Raw genomic sequence first — 17,314 nt, 5'->3', positions numbered from 1 at the left:
GGTATTGGGATTTGAGTCCGAATCTCTACCGAGGCACGGACACGGCCTGCGTCGCCGGCGCGGACACCGTCGTCGCCAGCGCCGCGATGAGATCGTCGATCACGGCCGGATCCTCGATCGTGGCCGGCACCGCGTAGGGTTCGCCGTCCACGATCTGACGCATGGTCTTGCGCAGGATCTTGCCGGAGCGGGTCTTCGGCAGGCGTTCGAGGATCGTGACGTCGCGGAAGGCCGCGACGGGGCCGATGTGCTCGCGCACCAGGCGCACGAGCTCGGCGGCGAGCTCCTCGGTAGCCGTCCTCGTCGAAGTGGCCGGCGTCGCCCGTCGCGTAGTAGCCGGGAAGGCCCTGAGGTAGGAGTCGATGAAGCGCTGGCGGCTGCCCCAGATCTCGAGCAGCCCGCCGGGCGGCAGAAGCAGGGAGAGCTCGTGCCCCGCACGCTCCGCGAGCTCGGGATCCTCGCGCCGGATCGCGCGCAGCGCCGTCGGCGCCGTGGAGAGCACCTTGGCGCGGTACACGGAGAGGACCCGCCAGAACGCGCCAGCATCCGGCGTGCCGACCGGCTTGCCCTCGTAGAGCACCGTGGTGCCCCCGGCGAGCAGCGGGCCGTAGACGATGAAGGGGTGGCCGGCGACCCACCCCACGTCCGAGGCGGTGAAGATCGTGTCGCCCGGACCGAAGTCGTAGACGTTGCGCATCACCCAGGAGAGCGCCACCGCGTAGCCGCCGCTGTCGCGCACAACGCCCTTCGGGCTGCCCGTGGTGCCCGAGGTGTAGAGGATGTAGAGCGGCTCCTCCGCGCGCAGCGGCACGGGATCAGCCGGGGTGGCGGCGGCCTCGGTCTCCGCCCAGTCGAGCCACTCGATCCCGAGCTCGCCCGAGAAGTCCGCCGCGGAACCGGGGACGGCCTCCCGGTCGTGGACGATCACCGTCTCCACACCCCCGCGAAGGCGGCGACCCTGTCTCGCAGCGTCGCGTAGCTGAACCGCGCCTTCGTTCCGGTCATCGCGGAGTCGTAGATCAGCGCGGTGTCCTCGCCGCGCCCTGCCGCGACGTGCCGGTCGAGGGCGTTGGCGCAGACGTTGAGCTCGCCGTCCGGAAACCAGCGCCACTCGGCCTCCCCTCGCTCATCGAGGGCGCGCGAGGGAGACGTCTGCCACTCGAGCGCCGTGGCGGTCTCCAGCCAGAAGCCCTCGGGATCCCGGCGGGCCCGGTCAGCGATCTGCCGATACGCACCGTAAGCTGATGATGATTCGTGTGAGGCCACTGCTTCTCCTATGAATCGGTGATCACGCACACCGCAACGCTGCGAGGTGCGCTCACGATGCTAGGCACCCCAGCCCGCAGGAAACACCTCCGAAAGTTGGTAGTCACGATGACGAAGCTCACCGACGCGCCCGCGCAGCGGGTGCTCGACGACGCGGTCGCGGAGTTCGCGCGCGCGACGCGCCTCCCCCTCGCCTTCGGCGGCTTCGTGAGCGACGGGGTCGCGACCGTCACCGCGCTCGCCGGGCACCGCACCATGAGCCTCGACGGCCTGCGCGTCGAAAGCGGCAGGGGGCTCGGGGGGCGGGCGATGCACGAGCTCCGGCCGCGGCTGACCACCGACTACATGCGCTCGCGGCAGATCACGCACGACTACGACACCGAGATCAACGCGGAGGACATCATGCTGCTCGTCGCGATGCCGGTCGTCGTGGAGCGGCGGGTGCGCGCCGTGCTCTACGCGGGCACCCGGGGAGGCTCCGTGCACGACGCCTCGTTCGTGAACGCGGCCGCGGGCGTGGCCGGGGACCTCGCCCAGGAGATCCGGGTGCAGGACGAGGTCGAGCGGCGCCTCGCGGCCGCCTCGCTGGAACGACCGGTCCACGCCGCGGCGCCCGCTCCGCTGCTCGAATCGCTGCGCAGCAGCCAGGCCGAGCTGCGCCGCATCGTCGCCGAGGTCGAGGATCCCGCCCTCCGCGAGCGGCTCGCCTCCCTCGAACGGCGCCTGGCCTCGGCGGGCTGCGGGAGCGAACCGCAGCGCCCCGCGCCGCGGGAGGGCGTCGCATCGTCCCTCTCCCGCCGAGAGCTCGACGTGGTCGCCCACGCCGCGCTCGGCCTCAGCAACGCGCAGATCGGCTCGGCGCTCGGGCTCACGGAGAGCACAGTGAAGAGCTACATGCAGGCGGCGATGTCGAAGCTCGGCGTGTCGAGCCGGCACGCGGCAGTCTCGACTGCCCGCCTGCACGGGCTGATCCTCTGATCCCGATCAGTCGCCCGTGTGCAGGGCGCGGGCGGCGAGCCGGTCCACGGCGAGCCGCAGTGCCCGGTCCGGGTCGACTCCGGCCGCGTTCGCGCGCGTCACCAGCGCGAGCATCGCGTCGCCGATGCCGAACTCGGCGAGCCGCTGCTCGTCGGGGCCGATCACCGCGGCGAGCGGATCCTCGTGCGAGCGCTCCGCCGCCGAGGGGTTGATGAGCCCCGCGCGCCGGAGCCGGTCCACGACCTTCGCCGCGCGCGCGAGCGCCGGCATGGACGCCGGGATGCCGTCGAGCGGGCTCCGGGACCCCCGGTCCTCGCCGGCGGCGTCCTCCTTGAGCCGCTCCCACTCGGCGTTCAGCTCCGCCGCCGTCATCGGCCCGCGGTCGCCGAAGACGTGCGGGTGCCGGGCGATGAGCTTCTCGTTCAGCGACTCGGCGACGCTGGCCAGATCGTAGCCCTCGCCGTCCCGCTCCGCGATCGCCGCGTGGAAGAGCACCTGGTAGAGCACGTCCCCGAGCTCGGATCGCACCTCCTCCACCGGCAGCTCGCGCTCCACCGCATCGATGAACTCGGCGGTCTCCTCCACGAGGTAGCGGGTGAGCGACTCGTGGCTCTGCTCGGCGTGCCACGCGCATCCCCCGGGGAAGACCAGGGCGCGCACCGTGCGCTGCAGCGCGGCGATCGGATCGGACGGTTCCTCGGCTGGGGTCGTCATGCTCACACAGCCTAGCGGCCTGCGCCGGGACGTCACGCCGGGCTCCCTCGCAGAGACCTTCGACGCGTCCACGGCTCGCGCGCCGTCGTATCGCGGCCCGCCCCCGCCTCCCGGCGCCTGCTACGCTGCTACGGGCGATCAGCTATCGCCTCTACCAGAACAAGCTGAGGGGGGACCCCACACATGACCCGCAAGAAGACGATGTTCAAGGCGGCCGGAACGGTCGGCGCGGCGCTGCTCACGCTGAGCCTGGCCTCCTGCGCCGGCGGCCAGAGCGTCGCCGAGGCGTGCCAGATCGCCGAGGACACCATGACCGAGGTCGTCTCGCAGTCCCAGGCGGACACGCAGCAGGCGCTTCAGGACGCCATGCAGGGCGAGGACATCGACCTGGGCGCGACCCTTCAGCCCGTGCTCGACGCACTCGGCGATGCGCAGAAGAAGGTCACCAACGCCGAGGTGAAGGACGCCCTCGACGGCTTCGTCGACGAGTACCAGACCTTCGCCGACACGATCTCGGCGATCGACCTCTCCGCGTTCCAGGAGCTCTCGGACCTCTCGGATCTGGATCCGAGCGACCCCGAGGCGATGGCGAAGCTCGACGAGCTCCAGCAGAAGAGCCAGGAGCTGCAGCAGAAGAGCCAGGAGCTGCAGACCGAGCTCAACGAGCGCACCGAGGCACTGACCTCGGCGAGCTCGAAGCTCGAGGAGCTCTGCAGCAAGTAAGAGCTCGCACGGAAGGGGTCCGGGCGCTCGGCGTCCGGGCCCCTTCCGTGATTCCGGCCGGCCGCGGCCGCGCGACGCCTCAGGGCGAGGCCGGCGGATCCTCTTCGAGCAGCGTCGCGAGCACGCGGCCGGTCCACGCGACGATGTCCGATTCGTCGCCCACGTGCCGTTGCCCCACGCCCGCGAGCGGGCTGCGGGAGGAGGCCGTTCCCCCCGGAAGCGGCACCTGCAGCGTGCCCGTCGCCTCCGTGTAGCGCGCGCCAGGATACATGCGGTTCATGCGCATGCGGCGCGAATCGGGCAGCTTGACCGGCTCCAGGCGCAGGGAGGGACCGGCCGCCACCACCTTCGCGAGGCCGAGCCTGGCGGCGCGCCGCCGCAGCGCCGAGACGGCCGCGAGCCGCTGCACCTCGGCCGGAGGCTCCCCGTAGCGGTCGCGCAGTTCGTCGAGCACGAGCGCGACGTGATCCTCGGGGGCCTGCGGGTGCGAGGCGGCGGAGAACTTCTGGTAGGCCTCCAGGCGCAGCCGCTCGCTCTCCACGTAGCTCTCGGGGATGTGGGCGTCGACCGGCAGTTCGAGCACCAGCTCGACCGGGCCGGTGGCCTCCTCACCCTTGAAGGTGTTCACCGCCTCGCCGATCATGCGCAGGTAGAGGTCGAAGCCCACGCCCGCGATGTGCCCCGACTGCTCGCCACCGAGCAGATTGCCCGCTCCGCGCAGTTCGAGATCCTTCAGCGCGACCTGCATGCCGGAGCCCAGCTCGTTGTTCGCGGCCAGGGTCTCCAGGCGCTCGTGCGCGTGCTCGGTGAGGGGCTTCTCGGGGTCGTAGAGGAAATAGGCGTAGGCGCGCTCCCGGCTGCGCCCCACGCGACCGCGCAGCTGGTGCAGCTGGCTCAGCCCGTACTTGTCGGCCGAGTCGATGATGATCGTGTTGGCGTTCGCGATGTCGAGCCCGGTCTCCACGATCGTCGTGGAGACGAGCACGTCGAACTTCCGCTCCCAGAAGTCCTGCACGACCTGCTCGAGCTGGTGCTCGCTGAGCCGCCCGTGCGCCACCGCCACCCGCGCCTCCGGCACGAGCTCCGAGATGTGCGCGGCGACGCGCCCGATCGACTGCACCCGGTTGTGCACGAAGAACACCTGTCCCTCGCGGAGCAGCTCGCGCCGGATCGCGGCCGTGATCTGCTTGTCGCTGCGCGGGCCGACGAAGGTGAGGATCGGGTGCCGGTCCTCCGGAGGCGTGGCGAGCGTCGACATCTCGCGGATGCCGGTCACCGCCATCTCGAGGGTGCGCGGGATCGGCGTCGCGCTCATCGCGAGGATGTCGACGCCGGTCTTCAGCTTCTTCAGCGCGTCCTTGTGCTCGACGCCGAAGCGCTGCTCCTCGTCGATGATGAGCAGGCCCAGATCCTTGTAGACGATGCTCTCCGAGAGCAGCCGGTGCGTGCCGATGACGACGTCCACGGTCCCCGCGGCGAGCCCCACGATGGTGTCGCGCGACTCCTTCTCCGACTGGAAGCGGCTGAGCGGCCGCAGCCGCACCGGGAAGCCGGCGAAACGGTTCTGGAAGGTCTCCAGGTGCTGGTTCACGAGCAGCGTGGTCGGCACGAGCATGGCGACCTGCTTGCCGTCCTGCACCGCCTTGAAGGCCGCGCGCACCGCCACCTCGGTCTTGCCGAAGCCGACGTCGCCGGCGAGCAGGCGATCCATCGGGATCGGCCGCTCCATGTCGCGCTTCACCTCCTCGATGGTGGTGAGCTGATCCAGCGTCTCCGCGTAGGGGAAGGCCTCTTCGAGCTCGTGCTGCCAGGGCGTGTCGGGAGAGAAGGCGTGGCCCTTGGAGGCGACGCGCGCCGAGTAGAGCTTCACCAGCTCGACCGCGATGTCGCGCACGGCCTTGCGTGCCTTCTTCTTGGCGTTCGCCCAGTCGCTGCCGCCCATCTTCGACAGCGCCGGCGCTTCGCCGCCGACGTAGCGCGAGAGCTGATCGAGCTGGTCGGTGGGCACGTAGAGCTTGTCCTTGGGCATGCCGCGCTTGCTCGAGGCGTACTCGAGCACCAGGTACTCGCGCAGCGCCTTCGTGGCGTCGCGGCCGATGCCGGTCGGCACCATGCGCTGCGTGAGCTCCACGAACTGCCCGATGCCGTGCGTCTCGTGCACCACGTAGTCGCCGGGCACGAGCTTCAGCGGGTCGACCACGTTCTTGCCGCGGCGCTTCGCGAGCTTCTGCCCGCCCGCGGCCTGGGCTCCGGCCGAGCGGCCGAAGAACTCGGCCTCGGTGGCGAGCAGCAGCTTCGCCTCCGCGCTCTCGAAGCCCGACCACGCGGTGCCCGCCACGAGGTACACCACGCCGTCGTCCAGCCGATCCGGCAGCTCCTCGACGATGCGGGCCGCAGCGCCCGCCTCTGCGAGCACGTCGCGGGCGCGCTCCACGAGGCCCGTACCCTGCGCGGTGACGACCACGTGCCAGCCCTCGCGCAGCCGCTCGGAGAAGAGCCGGATCGCCGAGCCCGTCGCCTCGGCGCCGGGTGCGTGGCGCGGGAAGGCCCCGCCCGCGACGGTGATCGCGAGCGGATCGCCCGCGGAGGCGGCGGGCGCCGGCGTCGTCGCGTCCTCCGCCATCGCGTCCTCGTCGGCCGCGAAGGTCGAGACCGTCCACCACGGACGCCCCGCGGCGGCGGCCCGCAGCTCGCCGAGCGACAGCATGCCGCGGTCGTCCGTGGGCACCGGGGCGTCGGCCCCCGCCGTGGCCGCGCTCCACGCGGCCTCCAGGAACTCCCGGTTCGTCTCGGCGAGGCTCACGGCCCGTCCCGCCACCCGCTCCGGGGAGGCGACGAGCACGGCCCCGCCCTCGGGCAGCAGCGCCGTGAGCGGCCGCAGTCCGTCCACGAGCTGCGGCAGCAGGCTCTCCATGCCCTCGACCGGGATCCCCTGGCTCATCTTCTCGAGCAGGGCGCCGAGGGCGGGGAAACGCGGCAGCAGTTCCGCCGCGCGCTCCCGCACCCCCTCGGTGAGGAGCAGCTCGCGGGCGGGCCAGAGCTCCACCTCCGGGATCGGATCACCGGCGCTGCGCTGATCGGAGACGGCGAAGCGGCGGATCTGATCGACCTCCTCGCCGAAGAAGTCGACGCGCACCGCCTGTCCCGCCTCGGGCGGGAAGACGTCGAGGATGCCGCCGCGCACCGCGAACTCGCCGCGACGAGTGACCATGTCGACGCGCGTGTAGGCGCGCAGCACCAGTTCGCGCGCCACCGCGTCGAGGCCGAGCTCACCGCCAGCCTCAGCGGGCTCGCCGGCGCGCAGCAGCAGCGGCTCGGCCTGGGCGGCGTGCGGCGACACGGGCTGCAGGGCTGCCCGCACCGAGGCCACGAGGACCAGGGGGCGCGAGCCGTCGTGCTCGCGCAGCAGTCGCAGGGCCGCGGCGCGCCGCCCCACCGTCTCGGCGCTCGGGCTCAGCCGCTCGTGCGGCAGCGTCTCCCACGCGGGGAACTCCGCCGTCTCAGCCTCGGGCATGAGCGAGGCGAGCGCCGTGCGCAGCGCGTCGGCCTCGCGGCTGGTCGCCGCGACGACGAGCAGCGCTCCCCGGTCCCCCGCCTCCCTGCGGCGGCGCAGCAGGCCCGCGATGAGCGGCGCGCGCAGCCCCTCGGCCGCGACGGAGAACTCGGCGTCCTCCCCGCTCACCTCCAGTGCGCGCGCGAAGCTCGCCGAGGCCTCCAGCAGCCGGTCGATCCCCCGCAGCGTCACTTCGCATCCCGCCCGTGAAAACGCTGCTGCGCCGCGAGCAGTCCCTCGTCGACGAGCGCCTCGGCGGCGTCGGCGGCGTCCTCCAGCAGCACCGGAAGCGTGCCGCGCTCGGAGGCGCCGAAGGGGCGCAGCACGAAGTCGGCGGGGTCCTGCTGCCCGGGCGGCCGTCCGATGCCGACGCGCACGCGCAGGAAAGCGGGCGTGCCGAGCGCCTTCGCGATGTCGCGCAGGCCGTTGTGGCCGCCGTGGCCGCCGCCCAGCTTGAGCTTCAGGGTGTCGAAGGGCAGATCGAGCTCGTCGTGGATGACGACGATGCGCTCCGCGGGCACGTCGAAGTACTTCGCGAGCGCCGAGACCGGGCCACCGGAGGTGTTCATGTAGCCGTTCGACTTCGCGAGGATCAGCTTGGGCGCGCCCGGGCGGACGCGCCCCTCGGCGATCCTGGCGCCCGTGCGATGGGGGGTGAAGCGGGAGCCGAGGCGGCCAGCGAGCACGTCGAGCGCCATCTGCCCCACGTTGTGCCGCGTCGCCTCGTACTTGGCGCCTGGATTGCCCAGGCCGACGATCAGCCAGCTGTCACCGGACACGCGATCCTCCGTCTTTTCCCGCTTGCGCCAGAACATCATTCATCCTCCCAGAACGCGAACGGGCCCGTCGAGCAGGCGATGCTCCACGGGCCCGGACGCGCGACGCGACTACTCGGCGGCCTCCTCCGAGGCGGCCTCGTCGTCGGCGCCGCCGGCGCCGCGCGGCACCACGATGTGGACGACGAGCTGCTCGGCGTCGCCCAGCAGGGCCGCGCCCTTCGGCAGCGTGACATCGCCCGCGAGCACCTGGGTGCCCTCCTCGAGCCCCTCGACGCTCACCTCGACGTTCTCGGGGATCGCGGTGGCGGGGACGCTGAGGTGCAGGGTGTTGAGCTCCTGCAGGGCGTTGGTGCCGGGGAAGGGCTCGCCGAGCACGTGGACGGGCACCTCGACGTCGACGGTCTCGCCCTTCTTCACGACGAGCAGGTCGACGTGCTCGATGACCTGGCGCACCGGATCCTTCTGCACGTCCTTGACGAGCACGAGCTGCTTCTTGCCCGCGAGGTCGAGCTCGATGAGCGCGTTGGCGTGGCGGATGATGAGGCTCAGGGGGTGGGTCTCGACCGAGATGTGCACGGGGTCGGTGCCGTGGCCGTAGACGACCGCGGGGGTCCGGCCGGCGGCGCGCAGCTTGCGGGCCGCGCCCTTGCCGAAGTTGTCGCGTTCGGTGGCGACGAGCTGATTGGTCTCGCTCATGGTGTTCTCTCCTTGCGGGCTCTCGCCCAATGAGGGCGGCAGTGCCGCCAGGATTGGTGTCTCGCACTTGCGTTGCAACGCAGCAAGATGGCCCGCTGAGGCAGTCCGTCCCGCGTCGATCACGGGCGCCGGAGCGCCCCTCGCCGAAGTACAGCTCACCATTCTACACGTTCCCTGCGCTGCGGCGGGCGGAGCCGGGGCTGCGGGCGCGTCCGCCGCTCACGCCCGCCGCGAGCGGCCGTGGATGCGGGCCGAGAGCGTCTCCGCGGTGCGCTGCACCTCGGCGGCGAGCGCGGGAAGCGCGTCCTCGGCGACCGCACCCTCGGCGAAGGTCGTGGCGATCGCGGCGACCGGCCAGCCACGGTGGTCCAGCACCGCGACGCCGATCGAGGCGAGGCCGGGGGTCACGGATCCGCGTTCGACGGAGTAGCCGCGCACTCGCGTCGCGTCCAGCACCGAGCGCAGTCGCGAGTAGCGGTCGATGTCGTCCGCGCCTCCGTCGTGACGGTGCACGAAGGCCTCCCGGTCCGGGAACAGGGCGCGCAGCTGCGACGGCGGCAGCGCGGCGAGCATCGCGCGCCCGCTCGCCGTCAGCTGCGCGGGAAGCCGCACGTCGACGTCGCTCACGAGGTGCGGCGAGCCGGGCGCGCGCTCCTCGATCAGATAGAGCACGTCGCGCCCGTGGGGCACCGCGAGGTGGCAGCTCTGGCGCACGCGATCCACGAGCGCGGTGACGAGCGGGCGCCCGATCCGCGCGAGCGGCTCCTGGCGCGCGTAGGCGCCGCTCAGCTCGACGGCCGCGATCCCGAGCCCGTAGCGCCGCTCCTCGGGCAGGTGCATCACGAAGCCGTGGTCCTGGAGGGCCGCGAGCAGCTGGTAGACCGTCGAGCGGGGCAGCCCGAGCCGCTGCGAGATCATGCTCGCCGCGAGCGGCCCTCGCGAGCTCGCGAGGAGGCCCAGGATCCGCAGCGTCTGATCGGCGGCGGGTGACTTCGGCGAGCCCACGATGCTCCTCAGCGCAGCGGCGCGCCGACGGCGCCCTCGACGGCGGCGAGCACCTCTCCCTCGGCGACGAAGGCGTGGGCGGCGGTGATCGCGGGAGAGAGGAAGGCGTCGGTGTCGGGCTCGGGGATGCGGGTGCGGAACAGGGCGTGCACGGCGGCGGTCGCGGGGGCGGGATCGCCGGCGCCGGCGGCCGCGCGGAAGTCGAGGGCGCGGGTCGCGGCGAGCAGCTCGATGCCGAGCACGCGCGCGAGGCCGTCGATCGCGCGGCGCAGCTTGCGCCCGGCGTGCCAGCCCATCGAGACGTGGTCCTCCTGCATCGCCGAGGAGGGGATGGAGTCGACCGACGCGGGCGAGGCGAGGCGCTTCAGCTCGGAGACGATGCCCGCCGCGGTGTACTGCGCGATCATGAGGCCCGAGTCGAGTCCGGCGTCGGCCGCGAGGAAGGGGGGCAGCCCGTGGTTGCGGGCCACGTCGAGGAAGCGGTCGGTGCGTCGCTCCGAGATGCTCGCGACGTCCGCCGCGGCGATCGCGAGGAAGTCGAGCACGTAGGCGACGGGGGCGCCGTGGAAGTTGCCGTTCGACTCGACGCGGCCGTCGGGGGTGACGACGGGGTTGTCGATGGCCGACACGAGCTCGACGGCGGCGACGCGCGCGGCGTGCGCCGCCGTGTCGCGGGCGGCGCCGTGGACCTGCGGGGCGCAGCGCAGCGAGTAGGCGTCCTGCACGCGCGTGAACTCCCCCTCGCGGGGGCGCTGGACCAGCCCGGAGCCCGCGAGCACCGCGCGCATGTTCGCGGCGGCGTCCGCCTGGCCGGGGTGCGGGCGCAGCGCCTGGAGATCCTCCGCGAAGACCGCGTCGGTGCCGGTCAGCGCCTCCACGCTCGCCGCCGCCGCCACATCCGCGACCGCGAGCAGGCGGCCGAGGTCGTGCAGGGCGAGGCAGAGCATGCCGAGCATGCCGTCGGTGCCGTTGATGAGCGCGAGCCCCTCCTTCTCGGCGAGCACGAGCGGCGCGATGCCCGCGGCGGCGAGCGCCTCGGCGGCGGGCACGGGGGCGGCGCCGGGGTCCGCGCCCACCCGCACCTCCCCCTCCCCCATGAGGGTGAGCGCGCAGTGCGCGAGCGGGCTGAGGTCGCCCGAGCAGCCGAGCGAGCCGTACTCGTGCACCACGGGGGTGATCCCCGCGTTGAGGATCGCGGCGTAGCTCTCGACGACCGCGGGCCGCACCCCGGTGCGCCCGCTGGCGAGGGTGTTCAGGCGCAGCAGCATGAGCGCGCGCACGACCTCGCGCTCAGCCTCGGGGCCGGTGCCGGCGGCGTGCGAGCGGATCAGGCTGCGCTGGAGCTGCTGGCGCTTCTCGACGGGGATCTGCACCCTGGCGAGGGCGCCGAAGCCGGTGGAGACGCCGTAGTGGGGGCGGCTGTCGCTCGCGAGCTCCTCGATGACGCGGCGGCTGGCGGCCACGCGATCGAGCGCTTCGGGCGCGAGTGCGACGGGCGCGGCGTGACGGGCGACGGCGACGACGTCGTCGACGCGGAGGGGGCCGGCGCCGAGCACGACGGGCTCGGAGTGCTGCGCGGTGACGGATGCGTGCGAAGAGCTGCTCATGTCCACGATTCCATCCGATGCCCCCGCTCCGGGCGACCGCCCCGCACCGACCATTGTCCGGTATCCCGGACAGGGCGGCAAGGCCCGGGGATCGCCGCGATCACGACCGCTTGCTAGCGTCGCAGGCATGAGCACCGCAGCCGCCTCCCCGCCCCTCGCGCACGATCCCTCCTGGCCGCGGACCGGCGACTGGCCGGCACCCGGGCCGGCGGGCGGACGGAGCGACGAGCGGAGCGACCTCGCGCTCGTCGGCGTGCCCACCTCGCGCACCTCGCTCTCGCCGAGCGCCGCGCACGAGACGCCCGCCGCGATCCGCGCCGCGCTGCGCCGCTACTCCTCCCACCTGGTCGCGCCCGGTCACCCCGGGGGGCGCGGCGCGGAAGCCGAGCTCGTGCTCGACGAGGCGCTGCGCATCGTCGACGCGGGCGACCTCGCGGACCCCGACACCGAGGAGGGCGAGCGTGCCGCGTGCTCGCGGCTCGCCGAGCTCGCCGCGCGCAGCGAGCTGCTCGTCGCGCTCGGCGGCGACAACGCGCTCACCGTGCCGGCCGCCCTCGGCGTCGCCGGGGACGCGCTCGACACCGCCGGGCTCATCACCCTCGACGCCCACCACGACCTGCGCGACGGCCGCAGCAACGGCTCCCCCGTGCGCCGGCTCGTCGAGGCCGGGCTCAACCCGCGCCGCATCGTGCAGATCGGCATCGCCGACTTCGCCAACTCGCGCGCCTACCGGCAGCGTGCCCGCGACTGGGGCATCACCGTGATCCACCGCGAAGAGCTGCTGGAGCGCCCGCTTGCGGAGATCGCCGCCGAGGCCCTGCACATCGCCGGGGCGGGCGGCGGCCCGATCCACGTCGACCTCGACGTCGACGTCTGCGACCGCTCGGTGGCGCCCGGCTGCCCCGCCTCGATCCCGGGAGGCCTCGCGGCCCACGAGCTGCGACGCATCACCCGCCTGCTCGCCGCCGACCCCCGGGTGCGCGGCATCGACATCGCGGAGGTGGACGCCGCGGCCGATGCCCCCGACGGCCGCACCGTGCGCCTCGCCGCGCTCCTCGTGCTCGAGGCCGCCGCCGGCCTCGCCCGCCGCCTCGGCCGCTGAGCCCGCCCCGCCCCGCTGCCCCGCCGAGCAGGCCGCTCCCTACGTGACGGCGCCGCGCTCGCCGAACTCGGGCGCCCGCCACAGCTCCTCGTCGAGCACGCGGCGCAGCGCCTCCACCGCGTCCCACACCTCGGCGAAGCCGTTGTAGAGCGGCGCGAAGCCGAAGCGCAGCACCTCCGGCTCCCGGTAGTCCCCGATCACGCCCTGCGCGATCAGCGCCTTCATGACCGCGAAGCCCTCCGGGTGCCTGAAGCTCACGTGGCTGCCGCGCCGGGCCGGGTCCCGGGGCGTGACGAGCGTGAGCGGGTGAGCGGCGAGCCGGGTCTCCACGAGCTCGATGAACAGCGAACTCAGCGCGATCGACTTGCGGCGCAGCGCCGCACCGTCGGCCCCGAGCGCGATGTCGATGCCGCACTCCGCGGTCGCAAGGGAGAGGATCGGCTGCGTGCCCACCTGGAAGCGCCGGATGTCGCTCGCGGGCTCATAGCCGGGCTCCATGTCGAAGGGCCGAGCGTGCCCCCACCACCCCGTCAGCGGCTGCCGCGCGCTGCCCAGGTGCTGCTCCCCCACCCACACGAAGGCCGGGGATCCCGGGCCGCCGTTCAGGTACTTGTAGCTGCAGCCGACCGCGAAGTCCGCCCCGGCCGCGTCGAGGCCCACCGGCACCGCTCCCGCCGAGTGGCACAGATCCCAGATCGCGAGCGCGCCGGAGGCGTGGATCTGCGCGGTCGCCGCGGCGAGATCCCACAGCCGGCCCGTGCGGTAGTTCACCTGCGTCAGCAGCACGACCGCCACGTCGACGCCGAGCGCGTCCTCGAGCGGCGCGTCCTCGTCGATCAGCCGCAGTTCGTAGCCGCGATCCAGCCACTCGACCATGCCCTCGATCACGTAGAGGTCGGTGGGGAAGTTCTCCCGCTCCGAAACGATCACGCGCCGCCCGGGATCGACGGCGCGCTGCAGTTCGAGCGCGGCGCCGAGCACCTTGAAGATGTTCACCGAGGTGGTGTCGGTGACCACGCAGGCACCCCGCTCGCCTCCCACGAGACGCGCGATCTTCGCCCCGAGCCGCGTCGGCAGCTCGAACCAGTGGTGCTTGTTCCAGCTGCCGATGAGATCGCGGCCCCACTCCTGCTCGACCACCTCGCGCGCCCGCTCGGGCGCGTTCCGCGGCATGGCTCCGAGGGAGTTGCCGTCGAGGTAGATCACGCCCGCCGGCAGCGCGAACAGCTCGCGCGAGGCGGCGAGGGGGTCGGCGGCGTCCAGAGCCAGGCACTGCTCGCGACTCGGAGCCGCCGGGAGCGGGGCGAAGACGGCCGCCGCACCCTCGGGCGCGAGGGCCCGCGCGGCTCCGGCCGCGGCGCCAGGGACATCGGGGTGCGTCACGGGGCGCTCCTTTCACGCTTCGGATGCCCCCATCCTGGCAGGAGGCGCTGCCCCGTGCCAGGCTCGATCCGGGATCGGCCGGAGCGACGCGACCCCCGGCCCGGGAGCCTCAGCCCGGCAGGCGCCAATCCACCGGATCGGCCCCCTGGGACGCGAGCACCTCGTTGGCTCGGCTGAAGGGGCGCGAGCCGAAGAAGCCGCGCGAGGCCGACAGCGGCGAGGGGTGGGCGCTCTCGATGCGCGGGATGGCGCCGAGCATCGGTGCGAGCGAGCGGGCGTCGTTCCCCCACAGGATCGCGACGAGCGGGCCGCCGCGCGCGACGAGGGCGCGGATCGCGAGCTCCGTGAACGCCTCCCAGCCCTTGCCGCGGTGCGATGCGGGCACGCCGGCGCGCACGGTCAGCACGCGGTTGAGCAGCATCACCCCGTGCTCGGCCCAGGCGCTCAGGTCACCGTGGGCGGCGGGCGGGATCCCGAGGTCGTCGTGCAGCTCGCGGTAGATGTTCTGCAGGCTGCGCGGGATCGGCCGGACCTCGGGCGCCGTCGCGAACGACAGGCCGATGGGGTGGCCGGGCGTCGGATAGGGATCCTGCCCCACGATCAGCACCCGCGTCTCGGCCAGCGGCCGCTGGAAGGCGGCGAGGATCCGGTCCCCCGCCGGCAGCACCCGGTGCCCGGCGGCGCGCTCCGCGTTGAGGAAGCGGCCCAGCTCGGCCAGGCGCTCCCCCATCGGGGCGAGCGCCTCGGCCCAGTCGGCGGCGATGTACCCGTGCTCGGCCAGCTCGGGGATCGACATCGCCATGATCTCGCGCTCCAGGCTCACTCGGCCCTCGGGGCCAGCGGCCCGCGATGCGTGTGGAAGACGCTCGACTGCGCGACCGGGCGCAGCACGATGAGGTCCTGGTTGACGTGCGGGGGCTGCTCGAAGGCGCCCACGAGCACACGCGCCACCTCCTCGGCGGTGAGCGGGGTGACGTCGAGGTAGGGCTTCGCCGCGGCGGCCGCGTCTCCGCGCAGGCGGTTGAGCGTGAACTCCTCGGTGTGCACGAGGCCGGGGGCGAGCTCCATCACCCGGATCGGCTCGCCGGCGAGCTCCAAGCGCAGCACCCCCGTCACGGCGTGGGCGGCGAACTTGGCGGCGTTGTAGCCGGCGCCGCCCGGGTAGACGTCGTGCCCCGCGGTGGAGGTGAGATTCAGGATCGACGCCCAGCCCGTGCGGCGCGCCCCCTCGCGCAGCACCGGCAGCAGCGCGGCGGTCACGGATCGCAGCCCGAGCACGTTCACCTCGAACATGCGGCGCCAGTCCTCGTTGGAGGAGCGCTCGACCGACTCGGTGCCGATCGCGCCGCCCGCGTTGTTGACCAGCCCCGTCGCCCCGCCCGTGTGCGCGACCTCCGCGGCGAGGCGGCTCACCTGCTCCTCGTCGGTGACATCGCAGACGAGCGGGTACGCGCCGGTCTCGGCGGCGAGCGCCTGCAGGCGATCCGCGCGCCGCGCGACCGCGACCGTCTGCCAGCCGAGCTCCGCGAAGCGGCGCACGGTCGCCGCGCCGATACCCGAACTCGCCCCGGTCACCACGACCCGGCCCGGCGATCCCGGTCCCGATCCCGACCGAGATCCCGATCCCGATCCCGCGCGCTCCGCCTCCGCCACCGGGACTCCCTTCGCCTCGAACACTGACACCGGCCTCCCTATTATTGCGCGCCCGCATTACGCCTCGTGTCCCCGGCATTGCCCCGTGCCGGAGCGCTCCGTAGTCTGTTCACCGGCGCCACACCGCGTCCCAGAACTCACGACCAGCCCCGGACGCCCTGCGGCCGGGGGCGCACAGCCACCCGCACTCACCGAGGAGCACCATGAACGACCAGACCGCCTGGGGATTCGAGACCAAGCAGATTCACGCGGGCCAGCAGCCCGACCCCGTCACGGGCGCCCGCGCCCTGCCGATCTATCAGAGCACCGCCTTCGTCTTCGACAGCACCGAGCAGGCCGCGAACCGTTTCGCGCTCTCCGAGCTGGGCCCCATCTACACCCGCATCACCAACCCCACCCAGGACGTCGCCGAGCAGCGCATCGCCGCGCTCGAGGGCGGCACCGCTGCGCTGCTGCTCGCCAGCGGCCAGGCGGCCTCCACCTTCGCGGTGCTGAACATCGCGAACTCGGGCGATCACATCGTCTCCTCCAGCTCGATCTACGGCGGCACCTACAACCTCTTCAAGTACTCGCTCGCGAAGCTCGGCATCGAGGTCACCTTCGTCGAGGACCAGGACGACCCCGCCGCGTGGCAGCGCGCCGTGCGCCCGAACACCAAGCTGTTCTTCGCCGAGTCGATCGCGAACCCGCGCTCGAACGTCCTCGACATCCAGGCCGTCGCCGACGTCGCACACGAGAACGGCGTGCCGCTGATCGTCGACAACACGGTCGCGAGCCCCTACCTGGTGCGCCCCTTCGAGCACGGCGCCGACATCGTGCTGCACTCGGCCACGAAGTTCCTCGGCGGCCACGGCACCACCCTCGGCGGCGTGATCGTCGACGGCGGCCGCTTCCCCTGGTCCGAGCACGTCGACCGCTTCCCCGGGCTCACCGAGCCCGACCCCTCCTACAACGGGGTCAGCTACACGGGCGCCGTGGGCGACGGCATCGCGTACATCATCAAGGCGCGCGTGCAGCTGCTGCGCGACCTGGGCTCCGCGATCGCGCCGCAGAGCGCCTGGCAGCTGCTGCAGGGCGTCGAGACGCTGTCGCTGCGCCTGGAGCGCCACGTGCAGAACGCGCAGGCCGTCGCCGAGTGGCTCGACTCCCACGAGGACGTCGCGACCGTCTACTACTCGGGCCTGCCCACCTCGCCCTGGTATGCCGCGGCGAACCGCTACGCGCCGAAGGGCGTGGGCGCGGTGCTCTCCTTCGAGCTGAAGGGCGGCGTGGACGCGGGCAAGGCCTTCGTCGACAACGTCGAGCTGTTCAGCCACGTCGCCAACATCGGCGATGTGCGCTCACTCATCATCCACCCGGCATCGACCACGCACTCGCAGCTCACCCCCGAGCAGCAGCTCACCGCGGGCGTGACCCCGGGCCTGGTGCGCCTCTCGGTGGGCCTGGAGCACATCGACGACATCACGGCCGACCTGGAGCGCGGCTTCGCCGCAGCCCGCGAGGTCGTCGCCGCGGGCCGCGCCGCCTGAGCCGCCGCGCCGCGGCACCCGCTCGCGCGGCGGCGCCCGCCGCGCGGCACCCGTCGAGTCCGCATATTCCCGCCGAGCCCGCACATTCCTGTCACGCAGAAAGGTGCGGGCTCGGCGGGGAATCGTTCCCTCTACTCATTTTACGGCGTCGCCGATATTCACAGGGGCAGCCTTTGTGGCGGCCGCACCTCTTTTTAAAAAAAAACAAAAAACTTTGAGCAATAATTCAGATATGTGTATCTACTGTGTTTACTGCAACTGTTATCAATAAGTTTTTGTTCTACATCAGTAGTCAAATCAAGTTTTTTTTTTTCAAGCAAAAGTCG

13 protein-coding genes and 1 pseudogene are annotated in these 17,314 nt (G+C 72.8%); 4 read left to right on the top strand and 10 right to left on the bottom strand.

Annotated features, from left to right (window positions below):
* Nucleotides 1-25: 25 nt before the first annotated feature.
* Nucleotides 26-1,266 (bottom strand): annotated as a pseudogene (locus B4915_RS14425) (AMP-binding protein).
* A 108-nt stretch (nt 1,267-1,374) separates the two neighbouring features.
* Between B4915_RS14425 and B4915_RS06930 the strand changes: the two are divergent.
* The gene (locus B4915_RS06930) at nt 1,375-2,244 is read left to right on the top strand and encodes a helix-turn-helix transcriptional regulator (RefSeq protein WP_105805102.1); all 870 of its coding nucleotides are present in this window, start codon (nt 1,375-1,377) and stop codon (nt 2,242-2,244) included.
* Nucleotides 2,245-2,250: 6 nt separating this feature from the next.
* Here B4915_RS06930 and B4915_RS06925 read toward each other — a convergent pair whose 3' ends face one another.
* Nucleotides 2,251-2,958 carry a MazG nucleotide pyrophosphohydrolase domain-containing protein gene (locus B4915_RS06925; RefSeq protein ID WP_105805101.1) on the bottom strand — a complete coding sequence of 236 codons (708 nt, stop codon included), beginning with the start codon at nt 2,956-2,958 and terminating at the stop codon, nt 2,251-2,253.
* Nucleotides 2,959-3,141: 183 nt separating this feature from the next.
* On the opposite strand from B4915_RS06925, the gene B4915_RS06920 reads away from it, so the two are divergent.
* The gene (locus B4915_RS06920) at nt 3,142-3,681 is read left to right on the top strand and encodes a hypothetical protein (RefSeq protein ID WP_105805100.1); all 540 of its coding nucleotides are present in this window, start codon (nt 3,142-3,144) and stop codon (nt 3,679-3,681) included.
* 79 nt (nt 3,682-3,760) lie between these two features.
* On the opposite strand, the gene mfd is transcribed toward B4915_RS06920, so the two are convergent.
* The 5 genes from mfd to hutH all read right to left on the bottom strand — a co-directional run bounded on the left by mfd (nt 3,761) and on the right by hutH (nt 11,321).
* Nucleotides 3,761-7,426: a transcription-repair coupling factor gene (gene mfd, locus B4915_RS06915; RefSeq protein ID WP_105805099.1), complete on the bottom strand. Its 3,666-nt coding sequence runs from the start codon at nt 7,424-7,426 to the stop codon at nt 3,761-3,763.
* Entirely contained in the window at nt 7,423-8,049 is a 627-nt protein-coding gene (gene pth, locus B4915_RS06910; protein WP_105805098.1) for an aminoacyl-tRNA hydrolase, read from the bottom strand. Before pth ends, mfd begins: the two co-directional genes overlap by 4 nt.
* 72 nt (nt 8,050-8,121) lie before the next feature.
* Nucleotides 8,122-8,709 carry a 50S ribosomal protein L25/general stress protein Ctc gene (locus tag B4915_RS06905; protein ID WP_105805097.1) on the bottom strand — a complete coding sequence of 196 codons (588 nt, stop codon included), beginning with the start codon at nt 8,707-8,709 and terminating at the stop codon, nt 8,122-8,124.
* A 219-nt stretch (nt 8,710-8,928) separates the two neighbouring features.
* Complete coding sequence (locus B4915_RS06900) at nt 8,929-9,714, bottom strand: IclR family transcriptional regulator (RefSeq protein WP_105805096.1); 786 nt, start codon at nt 9,712-9,714, stop codon at nt 8,929-8,931.
* Between the two features lie 8 nt (nt 9,715-9,722).
* Complete coding sequence (gene hutH / locus B4915_RS06895) at nt 9,723-11,321, bottom strand: histidine ammonia-lyase (protein ID WP_105805764.1); 1,599 nt, start codon at nt 11,319-11,321, stop codon at nt 9,723-9,725.
* 127 nt (nt 11,322-11,448) lie between these two features.
* Here hutH and B4915_RS06890 point away from each other — a divergent pair, with 127 nt between their 5' ends.
* A complete protein-coding gene (locus B4915_RS06890) occupies nt 11,449-12,423 on the top strand; it encodes an arginase family protein (protein WP_105805095.1) in 975 nt (324 codons plus the stop codon).
* A 39-nt stretch (nt 12,424-12,462) separates the two neighbouring features.
* Here B4915_RS06890 and kynU read toward each other — a convergent pair whose 3' ends face one another.
* The 3 genes from kynU to B4915_RS06875 form a co-directional block, all read right to left on the bottom strand.
* A complete protein-coding gene (gene kynU / locus B4915_RS06885; RefSeq protein WP_105805094.1) occupies nt 12,463-13,806 on the bottom strand; it encodes a kynureninase in 1,344 nt (447 codons plus the stop codon).
* Between the two features lie 109 nt (nt 13,807-13,915).
* Nucleotides 13,916-14,608 carry a uracil-DNA glycosylase gene (locus B4915_RS06880; RefSeq protein WP_105805763.1) on the bottom strand — a complete coding sequence of 231 codons (693 nt, stop codon included), beginning with the start codon at nt 14,606-14,608 and terminating at the stop codon, nt 13,916-13,918.
* 17 nt (nt 14,609-14,625) lie between these two features.
* Nucleotides 14,626-15,384: an SDR family NAD(P)-dependent oxidoreductase gene (locus B4915_RS06875; protein ID WP_105805762.1), complete on the bottom strand. Its 759-nt coding sequence runs from the start codon at nt 15,382-15,384 to the stop codon at nt 14,626-14,628.
* Between the two features lie 278 nt (nt 15,385-15,662).
* Here B4915_RS06875 and B4915_RS06870 point away from each other — a divergent pair, with 278 nt between their 5' ends.
* Entirely contained in the window at nt 15,663-16,988 is a 1,326-nt protein-coding gene (locus B4915_RS06870) for a bifunctional o-acetylhomoserine/o-acetylserine sulfhydrylase (RefSeq protein ID WP_105805093.1), read from the top strand.
* The last annotated feature ends 326 nt before the right edge of the window (nt 16,989-17,314 follow it).

Source organism: Leucobacter massiliensis, assembly GCF_002982315.1.
In the GTDB taxonomy this organism is placed as follows: Bacteria; Actinomycetota; Actinomycetes; order Actinomycetales; family Microbacteriaceae; genus Leucobacter; species Leucobacter massiliensis.
Note: the sequence above shows the minus strand (reverse complement) of the source record. Positions and strands in the feature narration are given on the sequence as shown.